Below are 20,954 nucleotides of genomic sequence, written 5' to 3' on the forward strand. Positions count from 1 at the left end.
ATCTAGAGGGATGCTATGACCCTGTCCGCCAGGATGTAGATGTTCTCCTCGCCGCAGGCGAAGGTCAGGGCGTAGGCGCCGGAGATGCCGGAGCCACCGAGGAGGACCGGGGTTTCACCGGCGCGCAGGGCCGCGGCCAGCCGTTCCGCGGTTTCGCGGTGGCCGGGGGTCATGCACAGGGTCGTACCGTCGGCGAAGACGTAGACGTCGAGGGTGCCGAGCGGGCCGGGGCGGACGTCCGCCAGCTCCGTGCGGGACTCGGCGAGCTCCTCCAGGCAGGACACCGTGCGCTCATGGTCGTTCACGACGGGTGACTGGACCGGGACGAAGTCCGGGTGCGAGGGGTGACGGCGGCGGGCCGCGGCCAGTTCGGGCGAGTCACCCGCGTACTCCTCGGCGTCCAGGCCCGCCTCGGTGACCGGCTCCAGGGGCTCCAGGCTCACGAAGTCCGACTCGCGGGGCATGAACAGTTCGCTGTCGGGCAGACCGAGCAGCGAGGGCGCGTCCGAGGCGTCACGCGCCTCCTGGGCGGCCCAGAACGCCCGTGCCTCGGCGAGCTCCCGCTCCCGTTCCTCGGCGAGTGCCTCGGCGACGGCAGCGCGTATCTCGTCCGTGTCCGCGGCCGAGCGCGCCGCCGGTACGAGGCCGTGCGTGACGGTCGTGGCGCGGCTCTCGGCCAGCTCGTTGTGCAGGGCCGCGATCTGCCGGCGCAGACCCTGCAGGGTGCGCAGAACGGCGACGCCCACGGCCGCGGTCGCGGCGGTGGTGAGCAGCAAAGCAATCGGCATGGCGCTCACTGACGTACTCCCGGTTCAAAGTCGACCCCCCGACTTCCTACATCAGCTTGAAGGGCGGACCATCCTGCTGTCAGTGCGTAACGTCACGAATAGGACAGGACTTTGGCCCTCAGGTTTAGTCGCGCAGCGGCTCTGACCTGCATAAATTCCTCTCCGAGGGGAGATAGGTCACATCTTGGGGGGGATTGGATCACAAATCGGCCCAGAGTCCCGGTGGTTACCGGGCTCCGGGCCGATTCGGTCACGCTGGGCTCAGTGGTGGTTACCCGTACGGAACTAGCTGAGGCGCTCGATGACCATCGCCATGCCCTGGCCGCCGCCGACGCACATCGTCTCCAGGCCGAACTGCTTGTCGTGGAACTGGAGGGAGTTGATGAGCGTGCCGGTGATGCGGGCGCCGGTCATGCCGAAGGGGTGGCCGACGGCGATGGCGCCGCCGTTCACGTTCAGCTTCTCCAGCGGGATGTTCAGGTCGCGGTAGGAGGGGATCACCTGGGCGGCGAAGGCCTCGTTGATCTCGAAGAGGTCGATGTCGTCGACGGTCAGGCCGGCGCGCTGGAGGGCCTGCTTGCTGGCCTCCACCGGGCCGAGGCCCATGATCTCGGGGGAGAGGCCGGTGACGCCGGTCGACACGATGCGGGCGAGCGGGGTGAGGCCGAGCTCGCGGGCCTTCGTGTCGGACATGATCACGAGGGCGGCGGCGCCGTCGTTGAGGGGGCAGCAGTTGGCGGCCGTGACCATGCCGTCGGGGCGGAAGACGGGCTTGAGGCCCTGCACGCCCTCCAGCGTCACGCCCGCGCGCGGGCCGTCGTCCTTGCTGACGACCGTGCCGTCGGGGGTGGTGACCGGGGTGATCTCGCGCTCCCAGAAGCCGTTCTTGATGGCTTCCTCGGCAAGGTTCTGGGAGTGGACGCCGAACTCGTCCATGTCCTGGCGGGTGACGCCCTTGATGCGGGCGAGGTTCTCGGCGGTCTGGCCCATCGCGATGTAGGCGTCCGGGACGAGGCCGTCCTCGCGCGGGTCGTGCCAGGTCGAGCCCTCGGACTGGGCCACGGCCTCGGTGCGGGCCTCGGCCTCCGCGAAGAAGGGGTTGCGCGTGTCGGGGAGGGAGTCGGAGTTGCCCTTGGTGAAGCGGGAGACCAGCTCGACGCCGGCCGAGATGAAGACGTCGCCCTCGCCGGCCTTGATGGCGTGCAGGGCCATGCGGCTCGTCTGGAGGGACGAGGAACAGTAACGGGTGATGGTGCAGCCCGGGAGGTGGTCCATGCCCATCTGCACGGCGACGATGCGGCCGAGGTTGTTGCCCTGCTCGCCGCCGGGGAGGCCGCAGCCGAGCATCAGGTCGTCGATGTCCTTGGGGTCCAGCTCGGGGACCTTGGCGAGGGCGGCCTGAATGATCGTGGCGGTGAGGTCGTCCGGGCGGAGGTCCTTGAGGGAGCCCTTGAAAGCGCGGCCGATGGGGGAACGGGCGGTCGAGACGATCACGGCTTCGGGCATCACGGCTCCATGGGCGCTATGGGGTGGACGGGCAGGGCTGCTTGGGAAGTTACCCGCCCGTACCGCCCGGGTCACCGCTCCGGCGGTGTGACTAGGACCGCATTTCTAAGCGCTTGCTTTCCTCGCCTCGGTCGCTGGAGGCATTCGGGGGCGCGGGGATCCGGGGTGCAGCCCCGGCCCAGGGGCGCGGGGAACCGCGCGCGCCGAGCCCCCACCGGCCGGCAGCCGAAGAGAGTCGGGCGGGCGGGGAATCGGGCCGACGCCCCGCCCTGAGGGGCGCGGGGAACCGCGCCACCAGCCCCCGCGGGCCCGCGGCGGCAGGACACACCCTCGGCGGCGCCCGGTGTCTCACGCGGACGGCGTCGGCGCGGGCGCCGGGTCCGTGGCGGGGACGCGCCGGCGCCGACGGCGCTTGAGGAGGGCCCACGGGCCCCGTGGCCCCGTGGGCATGGCGGCCGTGACCTCCGTGCCCGGCTCGGACGCCGCCTCCGCCGCGGCCCGCGCGACCGGCAGGAAGCCCTCGCGACGGGAGACGTCCGGGCGTTCCTCCTCGGCCGGCCAGAGGCCCAGCGCCGCGCAGACGGTGGGCAGGACGGCCATCGCCGCCGTCGCGTACCCCTCCGCCGAGGGGTGGTAGTTGTCGGGGCCGAACAGCTCGCGCGGATTCGCCTCGAACTCGGGGCCCAGCAGGTCGCCCAGCGAGACGGTACGGCCGCCCTGCTCGACCGCGCCGATCGTCTGCGCGGCGGCGAGCTGGCGCGAGGCGCGGCGGGCCAGCCAGCGCAGCGGCTGCTGGACCTGCTCGACCGTGCCCAGGTCGGGGCAGGTCCCGACGACGACCTCCGCCCCCGCCGTACGCAGCCGTCGCACCGCGGCCGACAGATGGCGGACCGACCGCGTCGGCGGCATCCGGTGGGTGACATCGTTGGCGCCGATCATGATCACACAGACGTCCGGCACCCGCGAGGTGTCCGCGAGGGCGACCGCGACCTGCCGGTCGAGGTCGTCGGACTGGGCGCCGGGCAGCGCGACGTTGCGCATCTCCACGGGGCGTTCGGCGACCGCGGCGAGCCCGGACGCCAGCAGCGCGCCGGGCGTCTGGCGGGCCCGGTGCACGCCCTGCCCGGCCGCCGTCGAGTCACCCAGCATGGTCAGCCGCAGCGGCGGCCCGTCCTGCACGGCGTACGCGTACCCGTAGAGACCGTCGGCGCGGGGCGCGTGCGCGTGCCCGTTGCCCACATGGCGCTTCGCCAGCTGGACCTCGGCCAGCACCACCCCGACCGCCGCGGCACCGACCAGCCCGATCCCGCCGCCGCCGTACGCCGCGCCCGCCGCGATCCGCCGTGCCACCCTCGCCCTCGACAAGCTCGACATACGTCGCCGCCACCTCCTCGTAGCCGTACAACCACTGCTTGCCCCGTGGAGCAGGTCGGCCAATCTCAACGGCGAGTGAACCGTCACCCAGGGCCTTAGGCTGACGGGACCATTCCTGTTAAAACGCAGCTCCGGAGACAACGGTGCAATTCCACGACTCGATGATCAGTCTCGTCGGCAACACCCCGCTGGTGAGGCTCAACAACGTGACCGGGGGCATCCAGGCGACCGTCCTGGCGAAGGTCGAGTACTTCAACCCCGGCGGGTCCGTGAAGGACCGCATCGCCCTGCGCATGATCGAGGCCGCGGAGGAGAGCGGGGCCCTCAAGCCCGGCGGCACGATCGTCGAGCCGACCAGCGGAAACACCGGTGTCGGGCTGGCCATCGTGGCCCAGCAGAAGGGCTACAAGTGCATCTTCGTCTGCCCCGACAAGGTGAGCACCGACAAGATCAACGTGCTGCGCGCGTACGGCGCCGAGGTCGTCGTCTGCCCCACGGCCGTCGACCCGGAGCACCCGGACTCGTACTACAACGTCTCCGACCGGCTGGTCCGTGAGACGCCCGGCGCCTGGAAGCCCGACCAGTACTCCAACCCGAACAACCCCCTCTCGCACTATCACTCCACCGGCCCCGAGCTGTGGGAGCAGACGGAGGGGAGGATCACCCATTTCGTGGCGGGCGTCGGCACCGGCGGCACGATCTCCGGGACCGGGCGCTATCTGAAGGACGCGAGCGACGGCAAGGTCAAGGTCGTCGGCGCCGACCCGGAGGGCTCCGTGTACTCCGGCGGGTCCGGGCGGCCGTACCTCGTCGAGGGCGTCGGTGAGGACTTCTGGCCGACGGCCTACGACCGGACGGTCGCGGACGAGATCGTGGCCGTGTCCGACAAGGACTCCTTCCAGATGACGCGACGGCTCGCGAAGGAGGAGGGGCTGCTCGTCGGCGGCTCCTGCGGGATGGCCGTGGTCGCCGCGCTGCGGGTGGCCGAGCGGCTCGGACCCGACGACGTCGTGGTCGTGCTGCTCCCCGACAGCGGGCGCGGTTACCTCAGCAAGATCTTCAACGACGAGTGGATGGCCGACTACGGGTTCCTGGAGGACTCCGGCCCGAGCGCGCGCGTCGCTGACGTCCTGAACGACAAGGCGGGCGGCACCATCCCCTCCCTCGTCCACATGCACCCGGACGAGACGGTCGGCGAGGCCATCGAGGTGCTGCGCGAGTACGGCGTCTCGCAGATGCCGATCGTCAAGCCGGGCGCCGGTCACCCGGACGTGATGGCCGCCGAGGTCGTCGGGTCGGTCGTCGAACGGGAGCTGCTCGACGCTCTGTTCACCCAGCGCGCCTCGTTGCAGGACCCGCTGGAGAAGCACATGTCGGCGCCGCTGCCGCAGGTCGGCTCCGGCGAACCGGTCGGCGACCTGATGTCCGTGCTCGGCAGCGCCGACGCGGCGATCGTGCTCGTCGAGGGCAAGCCCACCGGTGTCGTCAGCCGCCAGGACCTGCTGTCCTTCCTCGCCAAGGGCGGCGCCAAGCAGTAGGAGCCGATGGGCGCCCCGCGGGCAAGAAGGTGCCGGTCGGGGCGATTTCCGCAGGTGGCAGGAGGATATTTCCCGAAGTTCCCCTCCTGAGGGGGATCTTCCTGCCTTTCGGCAGGGAACTTCGCGGAAGTGGTACGAGCGCGTCACGTCCGCGCAGCACCCGCTTAACACGGGTCCGGCACATTAGTGGGTGTCGGCAGGGCGGGAGCGGCTCCCCGCCTCGGCCGACGCCAAAACGGCGCCAAGGACCTCCGGAGCGGCTCCCGGACCTCCATGGACGCCACGGACGCGCAAGCCCGGCCCTGACCCGGCACGCGTCCCTCGCGGGGACCGCCGTCGTCCCGCCCCCCGGTAACGGGGGTGCGGCGGTCCCCGCGCAACACGTGGAGAGGGCCCGGCACCTGTGACAGGTGCCGGGCCCTCTCCACGTGCACGACGATGTACCGCGCTCCAGGCCCCGCGTCTGCGGCATGATCCACCGGGCAGGCCTAGTCCTCCCAGTCGGAGCCCGACTTGCCCCTGCGGCGGCCGAAGAAGTTCGGGGTGACGCGCGCGGCCTGGACCACGTTGACGCCCACGATGCCGGCCCAGGCGACCAACAGGCCGGACAGATGCGCCACGCCGCCGCCGATCGCGGACAGAGGGACCGCCAGGACCAGTGACACGATCCCGAAGCCGAAGCGCTCCCCCCACGAATCCGACGTCCCCTCCGGGGAGCGCGTACCGCGGGCCACCACCATCTGCTGCTCGGCCAGCTGCCGCCGTACCCGGCGGTCCACCGCGCCGTCGAGGCGCTGTTCGACCTTCTCCAGGAACGAGTCGACGAGCGCGGACTCGTATTCCTCACCCAACTCCCTGCGTGCGTGCAGGGTGGCGTCGAGTTCCTTCTTCAGTTCGGCGTCGCCGCCCGCTTCCCTACCGGTCATGCTGTCCAGGTTAGGGAGCGACGGCCCCCGTGGCACTGGGGATAGCCCCCCTGTCGGGGCTGGGCTGCACCCCCGGGGGCGCAGCCGGGGCCAGTACCCCGAGCGCGCCGGTCGTGTCGACCGCCGTGAGACCCGACATCCGCCGGACACGCTCTACCGGACACCCTCTAGGGGAGGAGGGTGACCAGGCTGGAGTCGAGGTCGAACCGCGCGGCGGCCACATGCGCCGGGGTGAAGGCCGGGTCGGCCCGGATCGCGTCCCGGACCCAGGCCGCGTGCGCCCGCACGGTGTGGTCGGCCCAGTCCCCGGGCGCCGCCCGGGTACGGAGCGCCGCGGGCGTGATCTCGTCCACCAGAAGGCCGAGATGACCGGGCACGGGCGCGCCGGTACGGAGGTGTTCGAGCGTCGCCGCGACGGCCCCGCAGCGCTCGTGCCCCAGCACCAGCACAAGGGGAACGCCCAGCTCCTCCACCCCGTACTGGACGGACGCGAGGACCGCCTCGTCGAGCACCTGCCCGGCGGTCCTTATGCAGAGCAGGTCCCCGATCCCCTGGTCGAAGACCAGCTCGGGCGGGACGCGGGAGTCGATGCAGCCGACGACGACCGCGAACGGATGCTGCCCGGCGGCGAGGACATGCCGCCGGGCGCGCTCCTCGTGCGGATGACGGGGACGTCCGGCGGCGTACCGCCTGTTGCCCGCGAGGAGTTCGTCGAGCGCCGCGCGGGCGGTCGCAGGCCGGGAGCGGGGTGAGGCGACGGCCGGAGCCGACGCGGTGGTGGTGAGTACGGAGGCGGTGGTCGCCGCCAGAAAGGCCCTGCGGTTCGAGGGCATGACGCTCCCTCAGGAGTTGTGCTTGTAGCGCTCGATCACCGTACGCACACGTACACTCACCCTGAGTGTCGATTTAATGATCCTTGATTGAATCGTCGTCAGATCATCGCTGCCGGGATACCGCCCCTTGATCAGGCGGCGGAGCTGTCCGCGGGGAGGTCCAGGGGCCGCAGTTCGTCCGCGTACGAGACGGAGATCCGGCGCATCAGGCCGTCCTCGGTGATGTCGTACTGGCCCAGGCGCCACAGCGGCGGCGAGTACGCGTGGATCGACACCGCGTCGTCGGTGGCACCGGTGAGACGGTGGATGTGCTCGGGACCGAAGCAGAAGGACTCGCCCGTGCCGACGGTGACGGACAGATGGCTGCCGCCGATGCGCGGATTGGACTCGGTCAGCGCGCCCTGCACGACGCCGACCGCGCCGGAGGAGATGTCGTGGTCGTGCCAGCCGGTGTCGTTGCGCCGGGTCCAGCACAGCAGCCAGACATCGACGTACTCGTCGCGGTACAGCGACGCGTAGTGCCGCTCCTCGTCGGAGAACGCGACCTGCTCGCGCCAGAGTTCGGGGCGGGTGGCGAGGTCGTCGACGAGGGCCTGGAGCTCGCGCTTGTCGAGCGTGCGGTCCGGCAGGGCCTCGTACGTCATGGGGTGGCTCCCTTCAGGAGGCGGGCGGGGTTGGCGGTGCGCAGGGCGTGGACGGCGGCGGCCGCGCCGAGGTCGGGGAAGGTGGGGGAGGCGTAGGGGCGGTCGCTGCCGCTGACGACCACGTCGATGCCGACGGCCCGCACCAGCGCGTCCACGGCGCGTGTCCCGTACGACGAGGTCTCGTAGAAGGCGTCGAAGTCGACCTCGCCACGCCCGCCGCCGCGCGCCGCGAACCGTTCGCCGTGCAGCGGGGCGAGGCCCGCGAGGGCGGCGAAACAGACCCGCAGACGGGGGTGACGGGCGCGGCCGAAGGCGCGGAAGGCGAACCAGGACGCGTGCATCTGGTGGACGTACGGGACCAGCGCGGGCCACCAGGGCGGGGTGCCGGGGGTGGGCGGGGCCGTGCCCGGGTGGACGAACAGCGGCTTGTCGTGGCGGGTGAGGACGTCGAGGAGGGGCGCGCAGAAGTCCCAGCCGGCCGCGTCCAGCAGGGCGGTGGCGGGGAGCTGGAGACCCGCGCAGCCCCGGCGGAGTTCGCGCTCGACCGCGTCCGGGTCTGTGTCCGGTTCCGACAGGCAGGCCGAGGCCCAGACGCCGAAGGGGGCCGGGAGCGCGAGGGCGCCGTCGTGGAAGGCGGCGAGCAGCGGGGCGGCCTCGGCGGACGGCAGGTGTTCGATGCCGAGCGGGCTGGAGAGGGAGATCAGGGCCAGGTCCAGACCGTCGGCGTGGGCGAGCGCGGTGCGGGCCGTGACGTCGTGATCGGTCGGGTCGACCGCGTACGGCGGCTCGCCCGCCAGGTGCAGGGTCCAGCCGTCGAGGTACGGCGGTGCGGTGCGGGCGCGCAGCAGCTCGACGAAGGCGGGCGGCCAGATGTGCTGGTGGACGTCGGTGGGCACGCGGCGGTCCTCGCTGGGTGTACTGAGGTTAAGCGCTTCACTGATGCGATTAACTTAAGCGGTTAACAAGGAGGCGTCAAGCGTGCGGACAGGGCGGGGGCGGGGTGTGGGTGGGGGTGGCGGCGGGGTGCGGGTGGTGTGCGGGCGGGGGTCGGCCGGAGGATCGGCCAGGGGCCGGACGGGCCGTGCGCCCACAATGTGGACGCGTCCCGGTAGGCTTCCCGGCATGGCCAGGCCCAATAAGCGCACCACCCTCCGGGAGGTGGCCGAGGCCACGGGCCTCTCCACCGCCGCCGTCTCCTACGCCCTGCGTGGCAAGCATGTCTCGAAGGAGACCGAGGAACGGGTGCGCAAGGCCGCCGCCGACCTCGGCTATGAGGCCGACCCCATCGCCCGCGCCCTCGCCAGCGGTCGCACCAGCATGGTCGGTGTGCTCGCGGGCGACCTCCAGGACCTCTGGCAGCAGCAGCTGATGGCCGCCATCGGCCGTGAGCTGCTGGCCGGCGACCGCTACGCGCTGATCCTCGACGCGGGCGGTGACCCCGACCGTGAGCTGAAGCTCGCCAAGCAGCTGCGCGACCAGCGTGTCGACGCGCTGCTGGTGTCGCCGGTGAACCCCTCGGCCGAGGGGTGGGCGGCGATCGCCGAGGCGTTGCCGGTGGTGGCCGTCGGGGACTCGCTCAGCACGGCCCGTACCGCCGGGCAGGTCATCTTCGACAACCGGGCCGGCATCGACTCCGTCCTGGAATATCTGCACGGGCTCGGCCACCGCCGGGTGACCGTGCTGACCCCGACCCGGCCGAGCACGCCGGACCGGCCCGCCGACGTGTACGTCCGCGAGGCCGCCGAACGGCTCGGGCTGCGTGCCGAACTGGTCCCCTGCCCGCAGGAGTTGGGCGAGGCCACGGTCGTCGCCCGACGCCTTCTGGACGGGCCACGGCCCGCGACCGCCGTCTTCTGCTTCTCCGACTCACTGGCGTACGGGGTGTACGCCGCCGCCGCCGAGGCCTCGCTCTCCGTCGGCCGGGACGTCTCCGTGGTCGGCTTCGATGACCACCCCGTGTCCCGGGTCCTCACCCCGCCGCTGACCACGGTGGACTGGGGCCTCCCGGAGATCGCCGCGGAGGCCGCACGCCTGACCGTCGCGGCGATCGAGGGGAAACGGGTCCGGAAGAAGCGGATCCTGTGCGCGCCGAGGATGAGCGAACGGGGCTCAGCGGTCCGGGTGTAGCCCCACAAGGGTTTCGCCCCCGCCGCCCCTACCCGTCCCATCCCTACCTGGGGGCTCCGCCCCCAGCCCCCCGTATCGGCCTGAACGGCCTCGCCCCCTCGCACGCCGGCCGGCCTGAGGCTGTCAGGGGCGCGGGGAACTGCGCGATCAGCCCGCGCCCACCCGCAGTCGAAGGACCAGCGACCGGGTCCGGGGCGGAGCCCCAGGGGAGGGATTCAGGCCAGCTTCTTGGTCTTCAGCCATGCGTTGGCGACCGCGTCCGGGTCCTTCTTCTCCTTGTCCACCAGGCGGTTGAGCTTGGTCAGTTCCTCGGAGGTGAGGGCGTTGCCGAGGGTGGCCAGGGCCTTGCGGACCTTCGCGTCGGCCTTGCGGGAGGCGATGAGGGGGACGATGTGCTGGGAGGGGATCAGGTTGAGGGGGTCGGTGAGGACGACCCAGCCGTTCTCGATGACGTCCACGTCCGTGGTGAAGACGTTGGCGACGTCGATGTCGCCCTTCTTCAGGGCGCCCTTGACCAACGGGCCGGAGGAGTCGAGGGACTTGAACTCCTTGAACTCCACCCCGTAGCGGTCCTTGAGGCCCACCACGCCGACGACCCGCTTCTTCATCTCGGCGGCGGCACCCAGGACGAGTTTGCCGTTGGCCTTGCGCAGGTCGGCGAGGGAGGTCAGGCCGTACTTGGCCGCCGTCTCCTTGGTGACGGCGAAGCTGTCGCGGTCCTCGGCCGCCGCGTAGGGGAGGACTTCGAGGCCGCCGGGGAGCACGGTCGTCAGCGTGTTCTGCATCGCGCCGGCCTCGGTGTCCGTGGCCTTCGCGTCCAGGTACAGGAGCAGGCTGCCCTGGTACTCGGGGAGGAGGTCGATGTCGCCGCCCTCCAGCGCGGGCACGACGATCTCGCGCGAGCCGAGGTTGGGGCGGACCTTCGTCTTGATGCCCGCGGCTCCCAGGACACCCGCGTAGAGGTAGCCGAGGATCTGGTTCTCGGTGAAGTTGGCGGTGCCGATGGTCACGCCGCCGGCGCTGGATCCGGATCCGCCGCCGCTGCCGCCGCCGGAACCGTCCAGCGAGGTGATGCCGCTGCTGCAGGCGGCCAGGGCGGGGACGGAGGCCGCGGCGAAGAGGCCGCCGAGCAGAGTCCTACGGTTCATGGTTCTTCGGCTCCTCAGTGGGCGGCGGTACGGCGGTGACGGAACAGGTAGCGCTGGAGTCCGGCCAGCGCGAGGTCGAGCACGACGGCGACGATCGCGACCAGTGCCGCTCCGCCGAGGACCTGGACGAGGTCGCGCTGCGCCAGGCCGTCGAAGACGTACCGGCCGAGGCCGCCGAAGCTGACGTACGCGGCGATCGTGGCGGTGGACACCACCTGGATGAGGGAGAGACGCAGGCCCGTCATGATCAGGGGGAGGGCGAGCGGGATCTCGACCTGGAACAGGACCTGGTGGCCGCGCATGCCCTGGCCCCGCGCCGCGTCCTTCACCTCCGGGTCGACGGCGCTCATACCGGCGTAGGTGTTGGTGACGATGGCCGGTACCGCGAGGACGACAAGGGCCACGTACACCGACCACAGGGACAGGCCGCTGACCAGGAAGACCAGGACGACCAGGCCCACGGTCGGCAGCGCGCGGCCGAAGGAGGACAGGTTGATGGCGAGGAACGCGCCCTTGCCGGTGTGACCGATCAGCAGGCCGAGCGGCAGCGCGATCGCGGCCGCGATGAGCGTGGCGAAGAGCGAGTACTCCAGGTGCTCCGCGATGCGGTGCGCGATGCCGTCGGTGCCGGCCCACTGATCGCCGCTGACCAGCCACTTGGCGAGGTTCTTGAAGAGTTCGTACATGTCAGGCTCGCCGCCTCGTCCACGGAGTGAGTACGTACTGGATCGCGACCAGCAGCGCGTCCGCGACCAGCGCGAGCAGCAGGGTCAGGACCACGCCGACGATCACCGGCGTCGGGAAGTTGCGCTGGAAGCCGTCCGTGAAGAGCTGGCCGAGTCCGCCGTCGCCGATGTAGGTGGCGACGGAGACCAGGGAGATCGACATGACCGTCGCGATCCGAACGCCCGCCATGATCACGGGGAGGGCGAGCGGGAGTTCGACGGTGAGCAGGGTCCGCAGCGGGCGGGTGCCCATCGCCTTGGCGGCTTCCTTGGTCTTCACGGGGACCGAGTCGAGGCCCTCGACCGTGTTCCGGAGCAGGACGACCAGGGTGTAGACCGTCAGGCCGATGACCGTGGTGGTGCGGGTCAGGCCGCTCACCGGGAGCAGGAGGACGAAGATCGCGATCGACGGGATCGTGAACAGGACGTTCGAGAGGCCGAGGAGCACGCCGCGCAGGGCGCGCACCCGGTGGGCCACGACGGCCAGCGGGAGGGAGATCAGCAGGCCGAAGAGGACGGCCAGCAGCGCGGCCTGGAGGTGGGAGAGGGCGAGGGAGGTGAGGTCGTGGGTGTGGTCGCCTATCCAGGACCAGTCGACGGTCATATCGCCACGCTCGCGGTGCCGTGGGTGCCGTGCGCCTTGCTCGCGTGCTCGTGGATGTCGTCGCGGGAGGTGACGCCGGTGAGCACGCCGTCGACGTCCACACGTGCCACCAGTCCGGTGGGCGAGGCGATGGACTCGTTGAGCGCCGCCAGCAGGGAGTCGGTGTCCTTGAGCGGTCGTACGGGGAGTTCGGCGTCGTCCGCCGTCGCACGCCAGTGCCGCGGCTTGCGGGCCTCGTCGAGGACGAGGGTCCAGGAGCCGCCCTCGGGGGCCGGGCCCTGCGGCACGTCGGCGAGGTGCTGGAGAGAGAGGAGCTTCAGGCCCCGCTCGGCGCCGAGGAAGTCGGCGACGAAGTCGTCCGCGGGGCGGGCGAGCAGGTCGGCCGGGGTCGCGCACTGCACCAGATGGCCGCCGGTGCGGAAGATCGCGATCTGGTCGCCGAGCCGGACGGCCTCGTCTATGTCGTGGGTGACGAAGACGATGGTCTTGCTGAGCTCCTTCTGGAGGCGGAGCAGTTCGTCCTGGAGCTGGGCGCGGACGACCGGGTCGACCGCGCCGAAGGGCTCGTCCATGAGCAGGACGGGCGGGTCGGCGGCGAGCGCGCGGGCCACGCCGACGCGCTGCTGCTGGCCGCCGGAGAGCTGGTGCGGGTAGCGCTTGCCGGCGTCGGCGGCGAGACCGACGGTCTCCAGGAGCTCGGCCGCCCGCGCCCTGGCCTTCTTGCGGCCCCAGCCCAGCAGCAGCGGCACGGTGGCGATGTTGTCGAGCACCGTGCGGTGCGGGAAGAGGCCGGCCTGCTGGATGACATAACCGATGGAACGGCGCAGTTCGGCCGCGTCCTGCTCGAGGACGTCCTTGCCACCGACGCGGATGGTGCCGGAGGTCGGATCGACCATCCGGTTGATCATCCGGAGGGTGGTGGTCTTACCGCAACCGGAAGATCCGACGAGGACGGTCACGCCGCCTTCCGGCATCTCCAAAGAGAGGTCGTGGACTGCGGTGGTGCCGTTGGGGAAGCGCTTGTGGACCGTGTCGAACTGGATCATGAGGTGTCCCTTGCCCGGTCTGCATATCGTCATGCAGAGTTCTCTGTACCTGAATAGGTTGTCAACGGTCCGGTGTTAATCGCTGGTTACTTATGACCGCCAGGCAAGATCCAATGTCGGGATTGAGGGGAGTTTGAGCTCTATGTCGTCTCGGAATGCGGACACGCCGAGTGCGGTGGTGGCCGGTCTCACCGCCGGTCTGGTGGTGCTCGACGGGTGCAGCACCGGTGTCGCCGACATCGTGCGGCTCGCCGACGGGGCCGCTCGGCCCGTTCCCGGCACCGAGGCGATGAAGCGCGTCGAGCAGTCCTGGGACGCCGCCCGGCAGATCGCCGCCACCGGTCGCGTCTACGGGCGCTCCACCGGCGTCGGCGCCAACCGGAACGAGGACGTGCCGACCGAGGCCGCCGCCGAGCACGGGCTGCGCCTGCTGCGCAGCCACGCCGGTGCCATCGGTGAGGAGCTCCCCGCCCGCCAGGTCCGGGCCATGCTCGCCGTCCGCGCCAACCAGCTCCTGGCGGGCGGAGCGGGCCTGCGGCCCACCGTCGTCACGGCTCTGTGCGAGGCCCTGGAGACCGGCGCGTACCCGGTCGTGAACGAGTTCGGGTCGGTGGGTACGGGGGACATCGCGGCGCTGGCCCAGGTGGGGCTGGCGCTGGTGGGGGAGCATCCCTGGCGGGGGCCGGATGGCTCACGGACGTCGTCCGTACCGTCCGGGCCACGGTCCCCGGGGCAGGGGGCGCCGCTCGCGGGGCAGGGAGTGCCGTCCCAGGACCAGGACCAGGGTCAGGGTCAGGGTCAGGGTCCGTCGGCCGAGGGGCTGTCGCCGCTCGGTCTCGGGGAGAGGGTGGCGTCCTTCGGGGAGGAGGTGTCGTCCGTCGGGCAGGGCCTGCCCCCCGAACCCCAGCCCCTCGACAACAACGACGCCCTCGCCCTCATCAGCAGCAACGCCCTCACCCTCGGGCAGTCCGCGCTCGCCCTGGACGAGCTGCGGGGGCTGATCGAGGCCACACAGGTCGTCGCCGCGCTGTCACTGCTGGCCGTCGACGGATCGCACGAGCCGTACGCGGCACCCGTGCACGCCGCGCGCCCGCACAAGGGCTCGGCCGAAGTCGCCCGTCGGATGCGGGAGTTGATCGGAGCGGCGGACCGGCCCACCCCGCCGCTCGGCCGGATCCAGGATCCGTACGGCTTCCGGTGCGTCCCGCAGATCCACGGGCCCGCGCAGGACGCCGCGGACGCCTTGGAAGGGGTCCTGGTCGTCGAGATCAACGCCGCCGCCGAGAACCCCCTCATCTCGCCCGAGGACATGGCCGCATACCACCACGGTGGCTTCTACCAGGCCCAACTCGCCCTCGCCCTGGACCACTTCAGGCTCGCCGTCACGCAGGTGGCGCGGCTGTCGACCTCGCGGCTCTCCACCCTCAACGAACCCGCCTACACCCGCCTGCGCCCCTTCCTCGCCGACCAGGAGCCCGCGTCCTCCGGCGTGATGATCCTGGAGTACGCCGCCGCGGCCGCCCTCGGCGACCTGCGCGCCTTCTCCGCGCCCGCCTCGCTCGGCCACGCTGTACTCTCCCGGGGCGTCGAGGAACAGGCGAGCTTCGCCTCACTCGCCGCACGGCAGACACTGCGGGCGTGCGGTGCCTACCGTCTCGTCGTGGGCTGCGAACTGGTCTCCGCCGTACGGGCTCTGCGCCAGCGCGATCTGCGGCCCGACCCGGAGCTGCCGGTCGGACGGGCGATGGAACTGGCCGAGTCCGTGCTCGGCCTGGACCAGACCGACCGGCCGCTGACGGACGACGTGACGGCGGCGGCCGCGCTGCTCGACCGGTTCACGGACATCTGGAGGGGGAGCGAGTCATGAGCGTGGACAGGAGCATGGACGTGAGCGCGGAGGCGAAAGCCGGCGTGAAGGCCGACGTGAAAGCCAACGTGAAAGCCGGCTTGGATGCCGGCGTGAAGGCCGACGTACAGGCCGACGAGAGCGTGATGGACAGTCCGGCCGGGCGGCTGCAGGCGCTCTTCGAGGGGCACCGGCTGACGCCCACCCAGCGGCGCATCGCGCACAGCATGGTGCGCAGCGCCGCCGACGTGCCGTTCCTCTCCAGCGTCGAACTCGCCGAACTCGCCGGGGTCAGCCAGCCCTCCGTCACCCGCTTCGCGGTCGCGCTCGGCTTCGACGGCTACCCGGCGCTGCGCAAGCACCTGCGCGAGGTCGCGCCCACCGAACAGTCGGCGACCCCGGGCTCGTACAACGAGTACCAGCAGGCCGTCGAGGCCGAGATCGAGAACCTGAAGCACCTCGCTGAGGTGCTCGCCGACCCGCGCCCGGTGCAGCGCGCGGGACGGCTGCTCGCCGCCTCCCGTCCGCTGCCGGTGCTCGGACTGCGCGCCGCCGCCTCCCAGGCGTACGGCTTCGCGTACTTCGCCGCCAAGGTCCACCCGGACGTACGGCTGCTGCACGAGGGCGGCACGATGCTGCACGACCGCATCGACGCGGCCGTCCACGCCGGAGCCACCGCCCTGCTCTGCTTCGCGCTGCCCCGCCACCCGCGCGAGGTCGTGGACTCGCTCGCCTACGCCAAGGGGGCCGGGCTGACGGTGGTGACGGTCGCGGACTCCGCGTTCGCTCCGGTCGCCAAGGTCTCGGACCTGCTCCTGCCCGCCGCCGTCGGCACCGGGCTCGCCTTCGACACGGCCTGCTCCCCGATGCTCCTCGGGCGCGTCCTTCTGGAGGCGATGTGCGACGACATCCCGGACGCCCAGACGCGGCTGGAGGAGTTCGACGCGCGGGCGGCGGCCAGGGGCCTGTTCGTGGAGTAGCCGCGGTCCCATGCGGGGGGCGGGGTTCGGCGGAGTAGTCACGGTTCGGTGGAGTGGCCCCGCTTCTCAGACTCGTCTCACCTTCGCTCGTTAGCGTGCGCGCCCAAAGACGCTGAAGACGCAAGCAGCCGAAGACGCAAGCACGGGAGGCGGAGAACGTGGCGCGCGGAGGGCAGGGCCTGGCTCGGGTGGCCGTCGTGGTGAGGGCCGGGGCGGCACCACTGTGGTGGTTCGGGGTGTTCGCGGCCGGTATCGGGGTGCTGTTGCCGGGGCTGACCGGACGCCGGATCGGGGTCATGGCCGGCGCCGCGCTGTTCATCCTCGCGGCGGTCGTGGTGGCGTACACCCGCGGGAAGCGGTACGCCGCACTCGCCCGCTCGGCCGCACGCGCGAGCAAGCAGGACGTGCTCCAGGACCGGGCCGTGACGGTACGCAACTGGCGCCGGGGCCATCGCTGGTGGTTGCTGCTTGCCTTCGTGGCCGCGCTCGGCAGCTCCTTCGCGGTGCCTGCCGCGGGCGGCATGCTGCTCGCCGGTGCGGGCGTCGGGCTGTGGCTGAAGGCCGGCCGGCTCGGGCGCCGTGAACGGGCCGAGGAGGCCTTGATCTGGGTGCGCGTCGACTGGCTCGGCCGACGTGCCGGTGCTCCCGCCGGAAAGCCGGTCAAGGCCTGCCGGACCACCGGAGTGGCGGCCGGCGACGCCGCGCCCGGCGGAGCGCGACGCCGCTGACCCGAGGCGGCGACCGGGGGCCGCTACACCTCGAGGTCCGCCTCGATCCTCTTCAGTTGGTGCCGGGCCATCGCCAGGTTGGCCCGCTTGGAGTCGAGGACCAGGTACAGGAAGAGCCCGTTGCCGCCGCGCCCCTTGATCAGCCGGATCAGGTGGTACTGGTCGGACAGCGTGATCAGGATGTCCTCGATCTCGCCCTTCAGCCCGAGGTGCTCCATGGTGCGGATCTTGGCGCGGACCACGTCGGTGTTGCCCGCCGCCGCCACGGTGAGGTCGAAGCCCTTGCTGCCGCCGATCGTGCCCAGCGCCATTCCGCTGGTGTAGTCGACGAGGGCGGCTCCGGTCGCGCCCTCGATGGAGGCGAGTGCTTCCTTCAGCGCGGTTTCGGTGTTCGTCATGGTGTGGTTCTTCCTTTCGGCTTGTCGGCCCGACTTCTTCGGTCCGACGCTCGGGCCGACTCTTCGGTCAGCTTTCCGATGCGGTGGGGGTGTTGGGGGTGGGGGTCGGGGGCGTGCGGGGCGTGCCGCGCGCCGTACGGGTACGCGTCGGCATGGAGGCGGGCCGCGCGGGAGCCCGTGCCGGGGCGACCGGTTCACCGCGCGCCGTCGCGGCCTCCACGAGCTCGCCGATCCGGGTACCGGAACGGCGCCCCTCCAGATGCAGCCGGCCGACATTGACCCGGTCCTGGGCCAGCAGCGTCAGCACGGCGGAGCCGCCCGCCGCGTACGTCGCCACATAGCCGTCGACGCCGCGCACCAGCAGTTCGCGGAACTCGCCCTGCCCGGTGGCGTCCGCCATCCGCACGGCCACCCCCAGCGCGGCCGCGGTGAGCGCGGCCACGCCCTCGGGCTCCACTCCGGGCGTGTCGTGGGCGAGTACGAGTCCGTCGACGCTGGCCGCCAACGCACCGGTCAGCTGGGGCACGCGGGCCCTCAACCGGTGCAGCTCGTCGAGGACTTCGGGTTCCGCCGCCATCAGCAGTCTCCTCTCGGCACGCTGTCGCAGCGCGCGGATCACAGGGCCTCCAGCGCGTCTCGGAGCCGGCGCAACAACGCGACGTCGGGATCGGCGGAAGACTGGGTGAGCACCTTGGGTAACGGCGCACGCTCCGGCGCGTTCGCCGCCGTGACGAACCCGGCCGCGGCCAGTCGGCGGACGTCGACGAGGGTGTGGAACGCGGGCCGCCCCAGGGCGAGCGAGATGTCCGACGCCGTCCGCATACCGTCCACCCGGCCGAGCACGGCCCACTGGCGCAGGGGGACCGACGGCTCGGCGGCGCGCCGGGCGCGCGCCAACGGGGCGGTGTCCGTCGCCGGGTCGGGCCAGACCCGGTGCAGCAGCTGGCGGCGGCGCAGCGTCTCACGCTCCACCGCGGCCACGGACACGGGACGCACTGGACCGAGCCAGTGCGCGGCCCCGTACCGGAACCGGGCCGGAGTGCTGCTCGGCCCCAGCACGAAGTACGCCGCGTCGTACAGCGCCCCGAGATGGCACAGCTCCAGTGCGCCCTCGGCGATCCGGCCGCGCTCGACCAGGAACCGCCCGACCCGGCGCCGCGCCCCGGCCTCGGCGACCGCCTCCCGCCAGGACTCGGCCGCCAGCACTCCGCGCGCGGTGAGCAGCACGTCGAGCGAGGGGGTGGCGGGGCTCTCGGCGTGCACGACCTCGCCGTCACAGAGGTAGAGCACCCCGCGCTCGCGCACCAGCACGCCGGTGGCCCGCTCGGCGGCGAGTCGGCTGAGCATGGGCGAGAGGCCGACGGGGACCGCCGCCCTGTCGGTGTCGTTGTGCTTGTCGTGGTCTTGGTCGCTGTCCTTGCGCACGGCGAGTTCGAGTGCGGGCGGTGTTCTGACCGTCGTCATCCCAGCACCAGCCGTCCAGCCATCTCACCGAGCCGGATCCGGGCCAGCGCGAGATTGCCGTCCGCCCGGTCCAGCCACAGATGCAGGAACACGCTGCTGTCGAACGTGGTCCTGACGAACCGCAGCAGGTGGTAGCTGTCACGGTTGCTGACGATCAGGTCCTCGACCGGGGTCTCCTGCTCGGACCAGTCGGACCCGTCGGACGGGGCGAACGCCTTGTGCTCCGCGGCGAGCCGGGCGAGCTCGGCCGCCTCCGCCGCGGTCGTCTCGTGGTCACCGCCCGGGGCATCCCCGACCGTGCCCAGGGCCAGCCCGCTGGTCCAGTCGACCACCGCGGCGCCCCGGGCACCGGGCAGTCGCATGGCTTCCAGTAGGCACTCGTCGATTCCGGGCACCACGTATCCCCTCCCGCCAAAGGGTTCGGCCGAGTGACGCCGAAGTTACGCAACGTGTGCGCGACGGGTGAGGGATCTGGCATTTTCCTGTGGAACATGCGCGCGGTGACTAAGGTGGGTCAACTGACCATATTTTCAGTCCTCTTGGCGCTGTTCGGATGCTGGTGAGGGCGTTGTGGAGGCGCACCGGGGGGCGCTCGCAGGTCCACCGGGGTGCGCGGCGAGGCCACGCACGCCGTGTTCTGTTTCGGGGCGCCGGGTGCCGGGTGTCGGGTGCTACAGCGCCGTGAGTGCTGTCGGCCGTGCGCCGCCCGACTCCGCGACGATCTCCTCGACGCCCTGCGGCTCCCGTACGACCGCGAACCGCACATCCGTACTCCTGCCGCCGTCGCGGTTCCCGCCCTCGACCGACGCGAAGCCGTAAACGCCCGGCCGGGCCAGGGAGTTGTACGCGTAATGGTGGGCGAAGTAGTACGCGCCCGTGTCCAACGCCGCCGCGTAGTCGCCCTGTTCGAGCAGCGGGAGCGCGCGCCCCTCGGCGAGCAGGTCGCCCGCGAAACAGGCGGGCCCCGCGATGTCCTGGACGACGTCCGGCCCCGCCTTGGGGTGCCCCAACGCGTCGTACGCGGCGATCCGCAGCGGCCAGGACCCGGGCGCGTACACCGTGCGGGTCGCGATCTGCACCCCGGCGTGCGTGACCGCGACCGGCCGGCCTCCGGCGGACTTCGCGTACTCGACCCGCGCGACCACGGTCCCGTGCCTGGCCAGCAGCGACCGCCCGAACTCGGTGACCAGCCCGTACCGCCCGTCGAAGAGCCCCGGCACCGCCTCGGCGAGCAGCCGTGCGTACTGCGCGTACGTCGGGGTCGTGACGTCGGAGCCGAAGTTGACCGGCAGTCCGCCGCCGATGTCGAGCGTGTCGATCTGCTGCCGCCCGACACGCCGGTTGATCTCCTCGGCGAGCGCGTACGTCTCCGCGATCCCCCGTGCCATCAGCGAGAGCGGGATCCCCTGCGACCCGGTGTGCGCGTGCAGCCGGGTCAGCCACGGCCGGTCGGCGTACGCCTGGACGATCCACTCCCGGGCACCCTCGTCGCGCAGTGCGACCCCGAACTTCGAGGTCGCCGTCGCCGTGGACAACGCCTCGATGGAACCCCCGCCGACCTGCGGGTTCACCCGGATTCCGATGGGGGGGCGGGGGTGCGGGGATCCCGCGGGACCGCCGTTCGGCCCGTCGGGCAGGTCCCCCACCAGGCCGTCGATGCGGTCCAGCTCCTGCGGATTGTCCGCGTTGACGGCGATGCCCAGTGCCAGCGCCTCGCGCAGCTCGGCGATCGTCTTGGCGGGTGAGTCGAGCACGGTCTCGGAGGGCGGCACGCCGGCCGCCCGTGCGAGGGCGAGCTCGCCGGGGCTCGCGACCTCCGCGCCGATGCCGTGCTCGTGCAGCAGCCGCAGTACGGGCACCAGCGGGGTCGCCTTCACCGCGAAGGCGTGCAGCACGGGTGTGCCCGGCGCCGTCACCGCGTCGAAGGCGGCCCGCAGCTCCGCCGCCGAGGCCTTGATGCCGGGAACGTCGAGGAGGGCGATGATGGGGGCCTCGGGCCCCAGCAGTCCATGCTCCACGGCGGCCCGGACGGCATCGTCGCGCCGCGTCACGCGATCGGAGCCGGACTCACCCCCGCTCGCCGAGGGTGCCTCACTCGATGGCGCCCCGCCCGCCGAAGGCGCCCCACCCGAAGACGCCGCCGCTGAAGGCATCCCGGTCGAAGGCGTCCCCGTCGAAGACACCCCGGTCCCTGCCGCCCCATCGCTCACTGAATCCTCCCTCGTGTCCCTGTCTGCACCCATACATCCCAGCCAAACATCCGCGCCACGCCCCCGCTG

Annotated in this window: 21 protein-coding genes; 5 read left to right on the forward strand and 16 right to left on the reverse strand. The window is 71.9% G+C overall.

All coding sequences use genetic code 11. From position 1 onward, the window contains the following. Positions 1 to 2: 2 nt before the first annotated feature. The 3 genes from SMIR_RS22550 to SMIR_RS22560 form a co-directional block, all read right to left on the reverse strand. A complete protein-coding gene (locus tag SMIR_RS22550; protein ID WP_168492343.1) occupies positions 3 to 788 on the reverse strand; it encodes a hypothetical protein in 786 nt (261 codons plus the stop codon). 285 nt (positions 789 to 1,073) lie between these two features. Then, a complete protein-coding gene (locus SMIR_RS22555) occupies positions 1,074 to 2,294 on the reverse strand; it encodes an acetyl-CoA C-acetyltransferase (protein ID WP_212727298.1) in 1,221 nt (406 codons plus the stop codon). A gap of 348 nt (positions 2,295 to 2,642) precedes the next feature. After that, on the reverse strand, positions 2,643 to 3,668 hold the full coding sequence (locus SMIR_RS22560) for an SGNH/GDSL hydrolase family protein (RefSeq protein WP_211118724.1): 1,026 nt from the start codon (positions 3,666 to 3,668) through the stop codon (positions 2,643 to 2,645). A 143-nt stretch (positions 3,669 to 3,811) separates the two neighbouring features. On the opposite strand from SMIR_RS22560, the gene SMIR_RS22565 reads away from it, so the two are divergent. Next, a complete protein-coding gene (locus SMIR_RS22565) occupies positions 3,812 to 5,206 on the forward strand; it encodes a cystathionine beta-synthase (RefSeq protein WP_101404775.1) in 1,395 nt (464 codons plus the stop codon). A 488-nt stretch (positions 5,207 to 5,694) separates the two neighbouring features. Here SMIR_RS22565 and SMIR_RS22570 read toward each other — a convergent pair whose 3' ends face one another. From SMIR_RS22570 to SMIR_RS22585, 4 genes are all read right to left on the reverse strand, one after another. Then, positions 5,695 to 6,132: a hypothetical protein gene (locus tag SMIR_RS22570; protein ID WP_168492341.1), complete on the reverse strand. Its 438-nt coding sequence runs from the start codon at positions 6,130 to 6,132 to the stop codon at positions 5,695 to 5,697. Positions 6,133 to 6,299: 167 nt separating this feature from the next. Beyond that, positions 6,300 to 6,965 carry a carbonic anhydrase gene (locus SMIR_RS22575; protein WP_212727299.1) on the reverse strand — a complete coding sequence of 222 codons (666 nt, stop codon included), beginning with the start codon at positions 6,963 to 6,965 and terminating at the stop codon, positions 6,300 to 6,302. A 131-nt stretch (positions 6,966 to 7,096) separates the two neighbouring features. Beyond that, complete coding sequence (locus SMIR_RS22580; RefSeq protein WP_101404778.1) at positions 7,097 to 7,609, reverse strand: cysteine dioxygenase; 513 nt, start codon at positions 7,607 to 7,609, stop codon at positions 7,097 to 7,099. After that, the gene (locus SMIR_RS22585) at positions 7,606 to 8,505 is read right to left on the reverse strand and encodes an amidohydrolase family protein (protein ID WP_212727300.1); all 900 of its coding nucleotides are present in this window, start codon (positions 8,503 to 8,505) and stop codon (positions 7,606 to 7,608) included. The genes SMIR_RS22580 and SMIR_RS22585 overlap by 4 nt, the downstream gene beginning before the upstream one ends. 226 nt (positions 8,506 to 8,731) lie before the next feature. Between SMIR_RS22585 and SMIR_RS22590 the strand changes: the two genes are divergently transcribed. Then, a complete protein-coding gene (locus SMIR_RS22590) occupies positions 8,732 to 9,736 on the forward strand; it encodes a LacI family DNA-binding transcriptional regulator (RefSeq protein ID WP_101404780.1) in 1,005 nt (334 codons plus the stop codon). 215 nt (positions 9,737 to 9,951) lie between these two features. Here SMIR_RS22590 and SMIR_RS22595 read toward each other — a convergent pair whose 3' ends face one another. The 4 genes from SMIR_RS22595 to SMIR_RS22610 are packed head-to-tail and all read right to left on the reverse strand — an operon-like array spanning position 9,952 to position 13,259. Further along, a complete protein-coding gene (locus SMIR_RS22595) occupies positions 9,952 to 10,884 on the reverse strand; it encodes an ABC transporter substrate-binding protein (RefSeq protein WP_168492334.1) in 933 nt (310 codons plus the stop codon). A 14-nt stretch (positions 10,885 to 10,898) separates the two neighbouring features. Beyond that, on the reverse strand, positions 10,899 to 11,570 hold the full coding sequence (locus tag SMIR_RS22600) for an ABC transporter permease (protein WP_075027332.1): 672 nt from the start codon (positions 11,568 to 11,570) through the stop codon (positions 10,899 to 10,901). 1 nt (position 11,571) lies between these two features. Beyond that, entirely contained in the window at positions 11,572 to 12,213 is a 642-nt protein-coding gene (locus SMIR_RS22605; protein ID WP_075027333.1) for an ABC transporter permease, read from the reverse strand. Next, the gene (locus SMIR_RS22610; RefSeq protein WP_212727301.1) at positions 12,210 to 13,259 is read right to left on the reverse strand and encodes an ABC transporter ATP-binding protein; all 1,050 of its coding nucleotides are present in this window, start codon (positions 13,257 to 13,259) and stop codon (positions 12,210 to 12,212) included. Before SMIR_RS22610 ends, SMIR_RS22605 begins: the two co-directional genes overlap by 4 nt. Before the next feature lie 142 nt (positions 13,260 to 13,401). Between SMIR_RS22610 and SMIR_RS22615 the strand changes: the two genes are divergently transcribed. From SMIR_RS22615 to SMIR_RS22625, 3 genes are all read left to right on the forward strand, one after another. Beyond that, entirely contained in the window at positions 13,402 to 15,126 is a 1,725-nt protein-coding gene (locus SMIR_RS22615; RefSeq protein WP_212727302.1) for an aromatic amino acid ammonia-lyase, read from the forward strand. A 125-nt stretch (positions 15,127 to 15,251) separates the two neighbouring features. After that, the gene (locus SMIR_RS22620) at positions 15,252 to 16,085 is read left to right on the forward strand and encodes a MurR/RpiR family transcriptional regulator (protein WP_101408063.1); all 834 of its coding nucleotides are present in this window, start codon (positions 15,252 to 15,254) and stop codon (positions 16,083 to 16,085) included. A 158-nt stretch (positions 16,086 to 16,243) separates the two neighbouring features. Continuing rightward, positions 16,244 to 16,813: a hypothetical protein gene (locus tag SMIR_RS22625; protein WP_168492327.1), complete on the forward strand. Its 570-nt coding sequence runs from the start codon at positions 16,244 to 16,246 to the stop codon at positions 16,811 to 16,813. A gap of 23 nt (positions 16,814 to 16,836) precedes the next feature. On the opposite strand, the gene SMIR_RS22630 is transcribed toward SMIR_RS22625, so the two are convergent. From SMIR_RS22630 to SMIR_RS22650, 5 genes are all read right to left on the reverse strand, one after another. Beyond that, positions 16,837 to 17,211, reverse strand: coding sequence for a roadblock/LC7 domain-containing protein (locus tag SMIR_RS22630; protein WP_075027337.1), 375 nt, complete (start codon positions 17,209 to 17,211; stop codon positions 16,837 to 16,839). Positions 17,212 to 17,278: 67 nt separating this feature from the next. Further along, a complete protein-coding gene (locus tag SMIR_RS22635) occupies positions 17,279 to 17,788 on the reverse strand; it encodes a roadblock/LC7 domain-containing protein (protein ID WP_168492325.1) in 510 nt (169 codons plus the stop codon). 38 nt (positions 17,789 to 17,826) lie between these two features. Further along, complete coding sequence (locus SMIR_RS22640) at positions 17,827 to 18,558, reverse strand: transcriptional regulator (protein ID WP_168501078.1); 732 nt, start codon at positions 18,556 to 18,558, stop codon at positions 17,827 to 17,829. Positions 18,559 to 18,671: 113 nt separating this feature from the next. Beyond that, the gene (locus SMIR_RS22645) at positions 18,672 to 19,070 is read right to left on the reverse strand and encodes a hypothetical protein (protein WP_054236907.1); all 399 of its coding nucleotides are present in this window, start codon (positions 19,068 to 19,070) and stop codon (positions 18,672 to 18,674) included. Positions 19,071 to 19,346: 276 nt separating this feature from the next. Beyond that, a complete protein-coding gene (locus tag SMIR_RS22650) occupies positions 19,347 to 20,885 on the reverse strand; it encodes a type III PLP-dependent enzyme domain-containing protein (RefSeq protein WP_422664458.1) in 1,539 nt (512 codons plus the stop codon). Positions 20,886 to 20,954 lie beyond the last annotated feature (69 nt).

The sequence above is a fragment of the Streptomyces mirabilis genome, from assembly GCF_018310535.1.
Classification (GTDB): Bacteria; Actinomycetota; Actinomycetes; order Streptomycetales; family Streptomycetaceae; genus Streptomyces.

Coding starts and splice junctions, on each gene's coding strand:
- SMIR_RS22590 (WP_101404780.1), top strand. CDS start 8,732: ATGGCCAGGCCCAATAAGCGCACCACCCTCCGGGAGGTGGCCGAGGCC.
- SMIR_RS22575 (WP_212727299.1), bottom strand. CDS start 6,965: ATGCCCTCGAACCGCAGGGCCTTTCTGGCGGCGACCACCGCCTCCGTA.
- SMIR_RS22600 (WP_075027332.1), bottom strand. CDS start 11,570: ATGTACGAACTCTTCAAGAACCTCGCCAAGTGGCTGGTCAGCGGCGAT.
- SMIR_RS22615 (WP_212727302.1), top strand. CDS start 13,402: ATGTCGTCTCGGAATGCGGACACGCCGAGTGCGGTGGTGGCCGGTCTC.
- SMIR_RS22630 (WP_075027337.1), bottom strand. CDS start 17,211: ATGACGAACACCGAAACCGCGCTGAAGGAAGCACTCGCCTCCATCGAG.
- SMIR_RS22640 (WP_168501078.1), bottom strand. CDS start 18,558: ATGCTCAGCCGACTCGCCGCCGAGCGGGCCACCGGCGTGCTGGTGCGC.
- SMIR_RS22570 (WP_168492341.1), bottom strand. CDS start 6,132: ATGACCGGTAGGGAAGCGGGCGGCGACGCCGAACTGAAGAAGGAACTC.
- SMIR_RS22555 (WP_212727298.1), bottom strand. CDS start 2,294: ATGCCCGAAGCCGTGATCGTCTCGACCGCCCGTTCCCCCATCGGCCGC.
- SMIR_RS22560 (WP_211118724.1), bottom strand. CDS start 3,668: ATGTCGAGCTTGTCGAGGGCGAGGGTGGCACGGCGGATCGCGGCGGGC.
- SMIR_RS22580 (WP_101404778.1), bottom strand. CDS start 7,609: ATGACGTACGAGGCCCTGCCGGACCGCACGCTCGACAAGCGCGAGCTC.
- SMIR_RS22610 (WP_212727301.1), bottom strand. CDS start 13,259: ATGATCCAGTTCGACACGGTCCACAAGCGCTTCCCCAACGGCACCACC.
- SMIR_RS22595 (WP_168492334.1), bottom strand. CDS start 10,884: ATGAACCGTAGGACTCTGCTCGGCGGCCTCTTCGCCGCGGCCTCCGTC.
- SMIR_RS22620 (WP_101408063.1), top strand. CDS start 15,252: ATGGACAGTCCGGCCGGGCGGCTGCAGGCGCTCTTCGAGGGGCACCGG.
- SMIR_RS22550 (WP_168492343.1), bottom strand. CDS start 788: ATGCCGATTGCTTTGCTGCTCACCACCGCCGCGACCGCGGCCGTGGGC.
- SMIR_RS22605 (WP_075027333.1), bottom strand. CDS start 12,213: ATGACCGTCGACTGGTCCTGGATAGGCGACCACACCCACGACCTCACC.
- SMIR_RS22635 (WP_168492325.1), bottom strand. CDS start 17,788: ATGGCGGCGGAACCCGAAGTCCTCGACGAGCTGCACCGGTTGAGGGCC.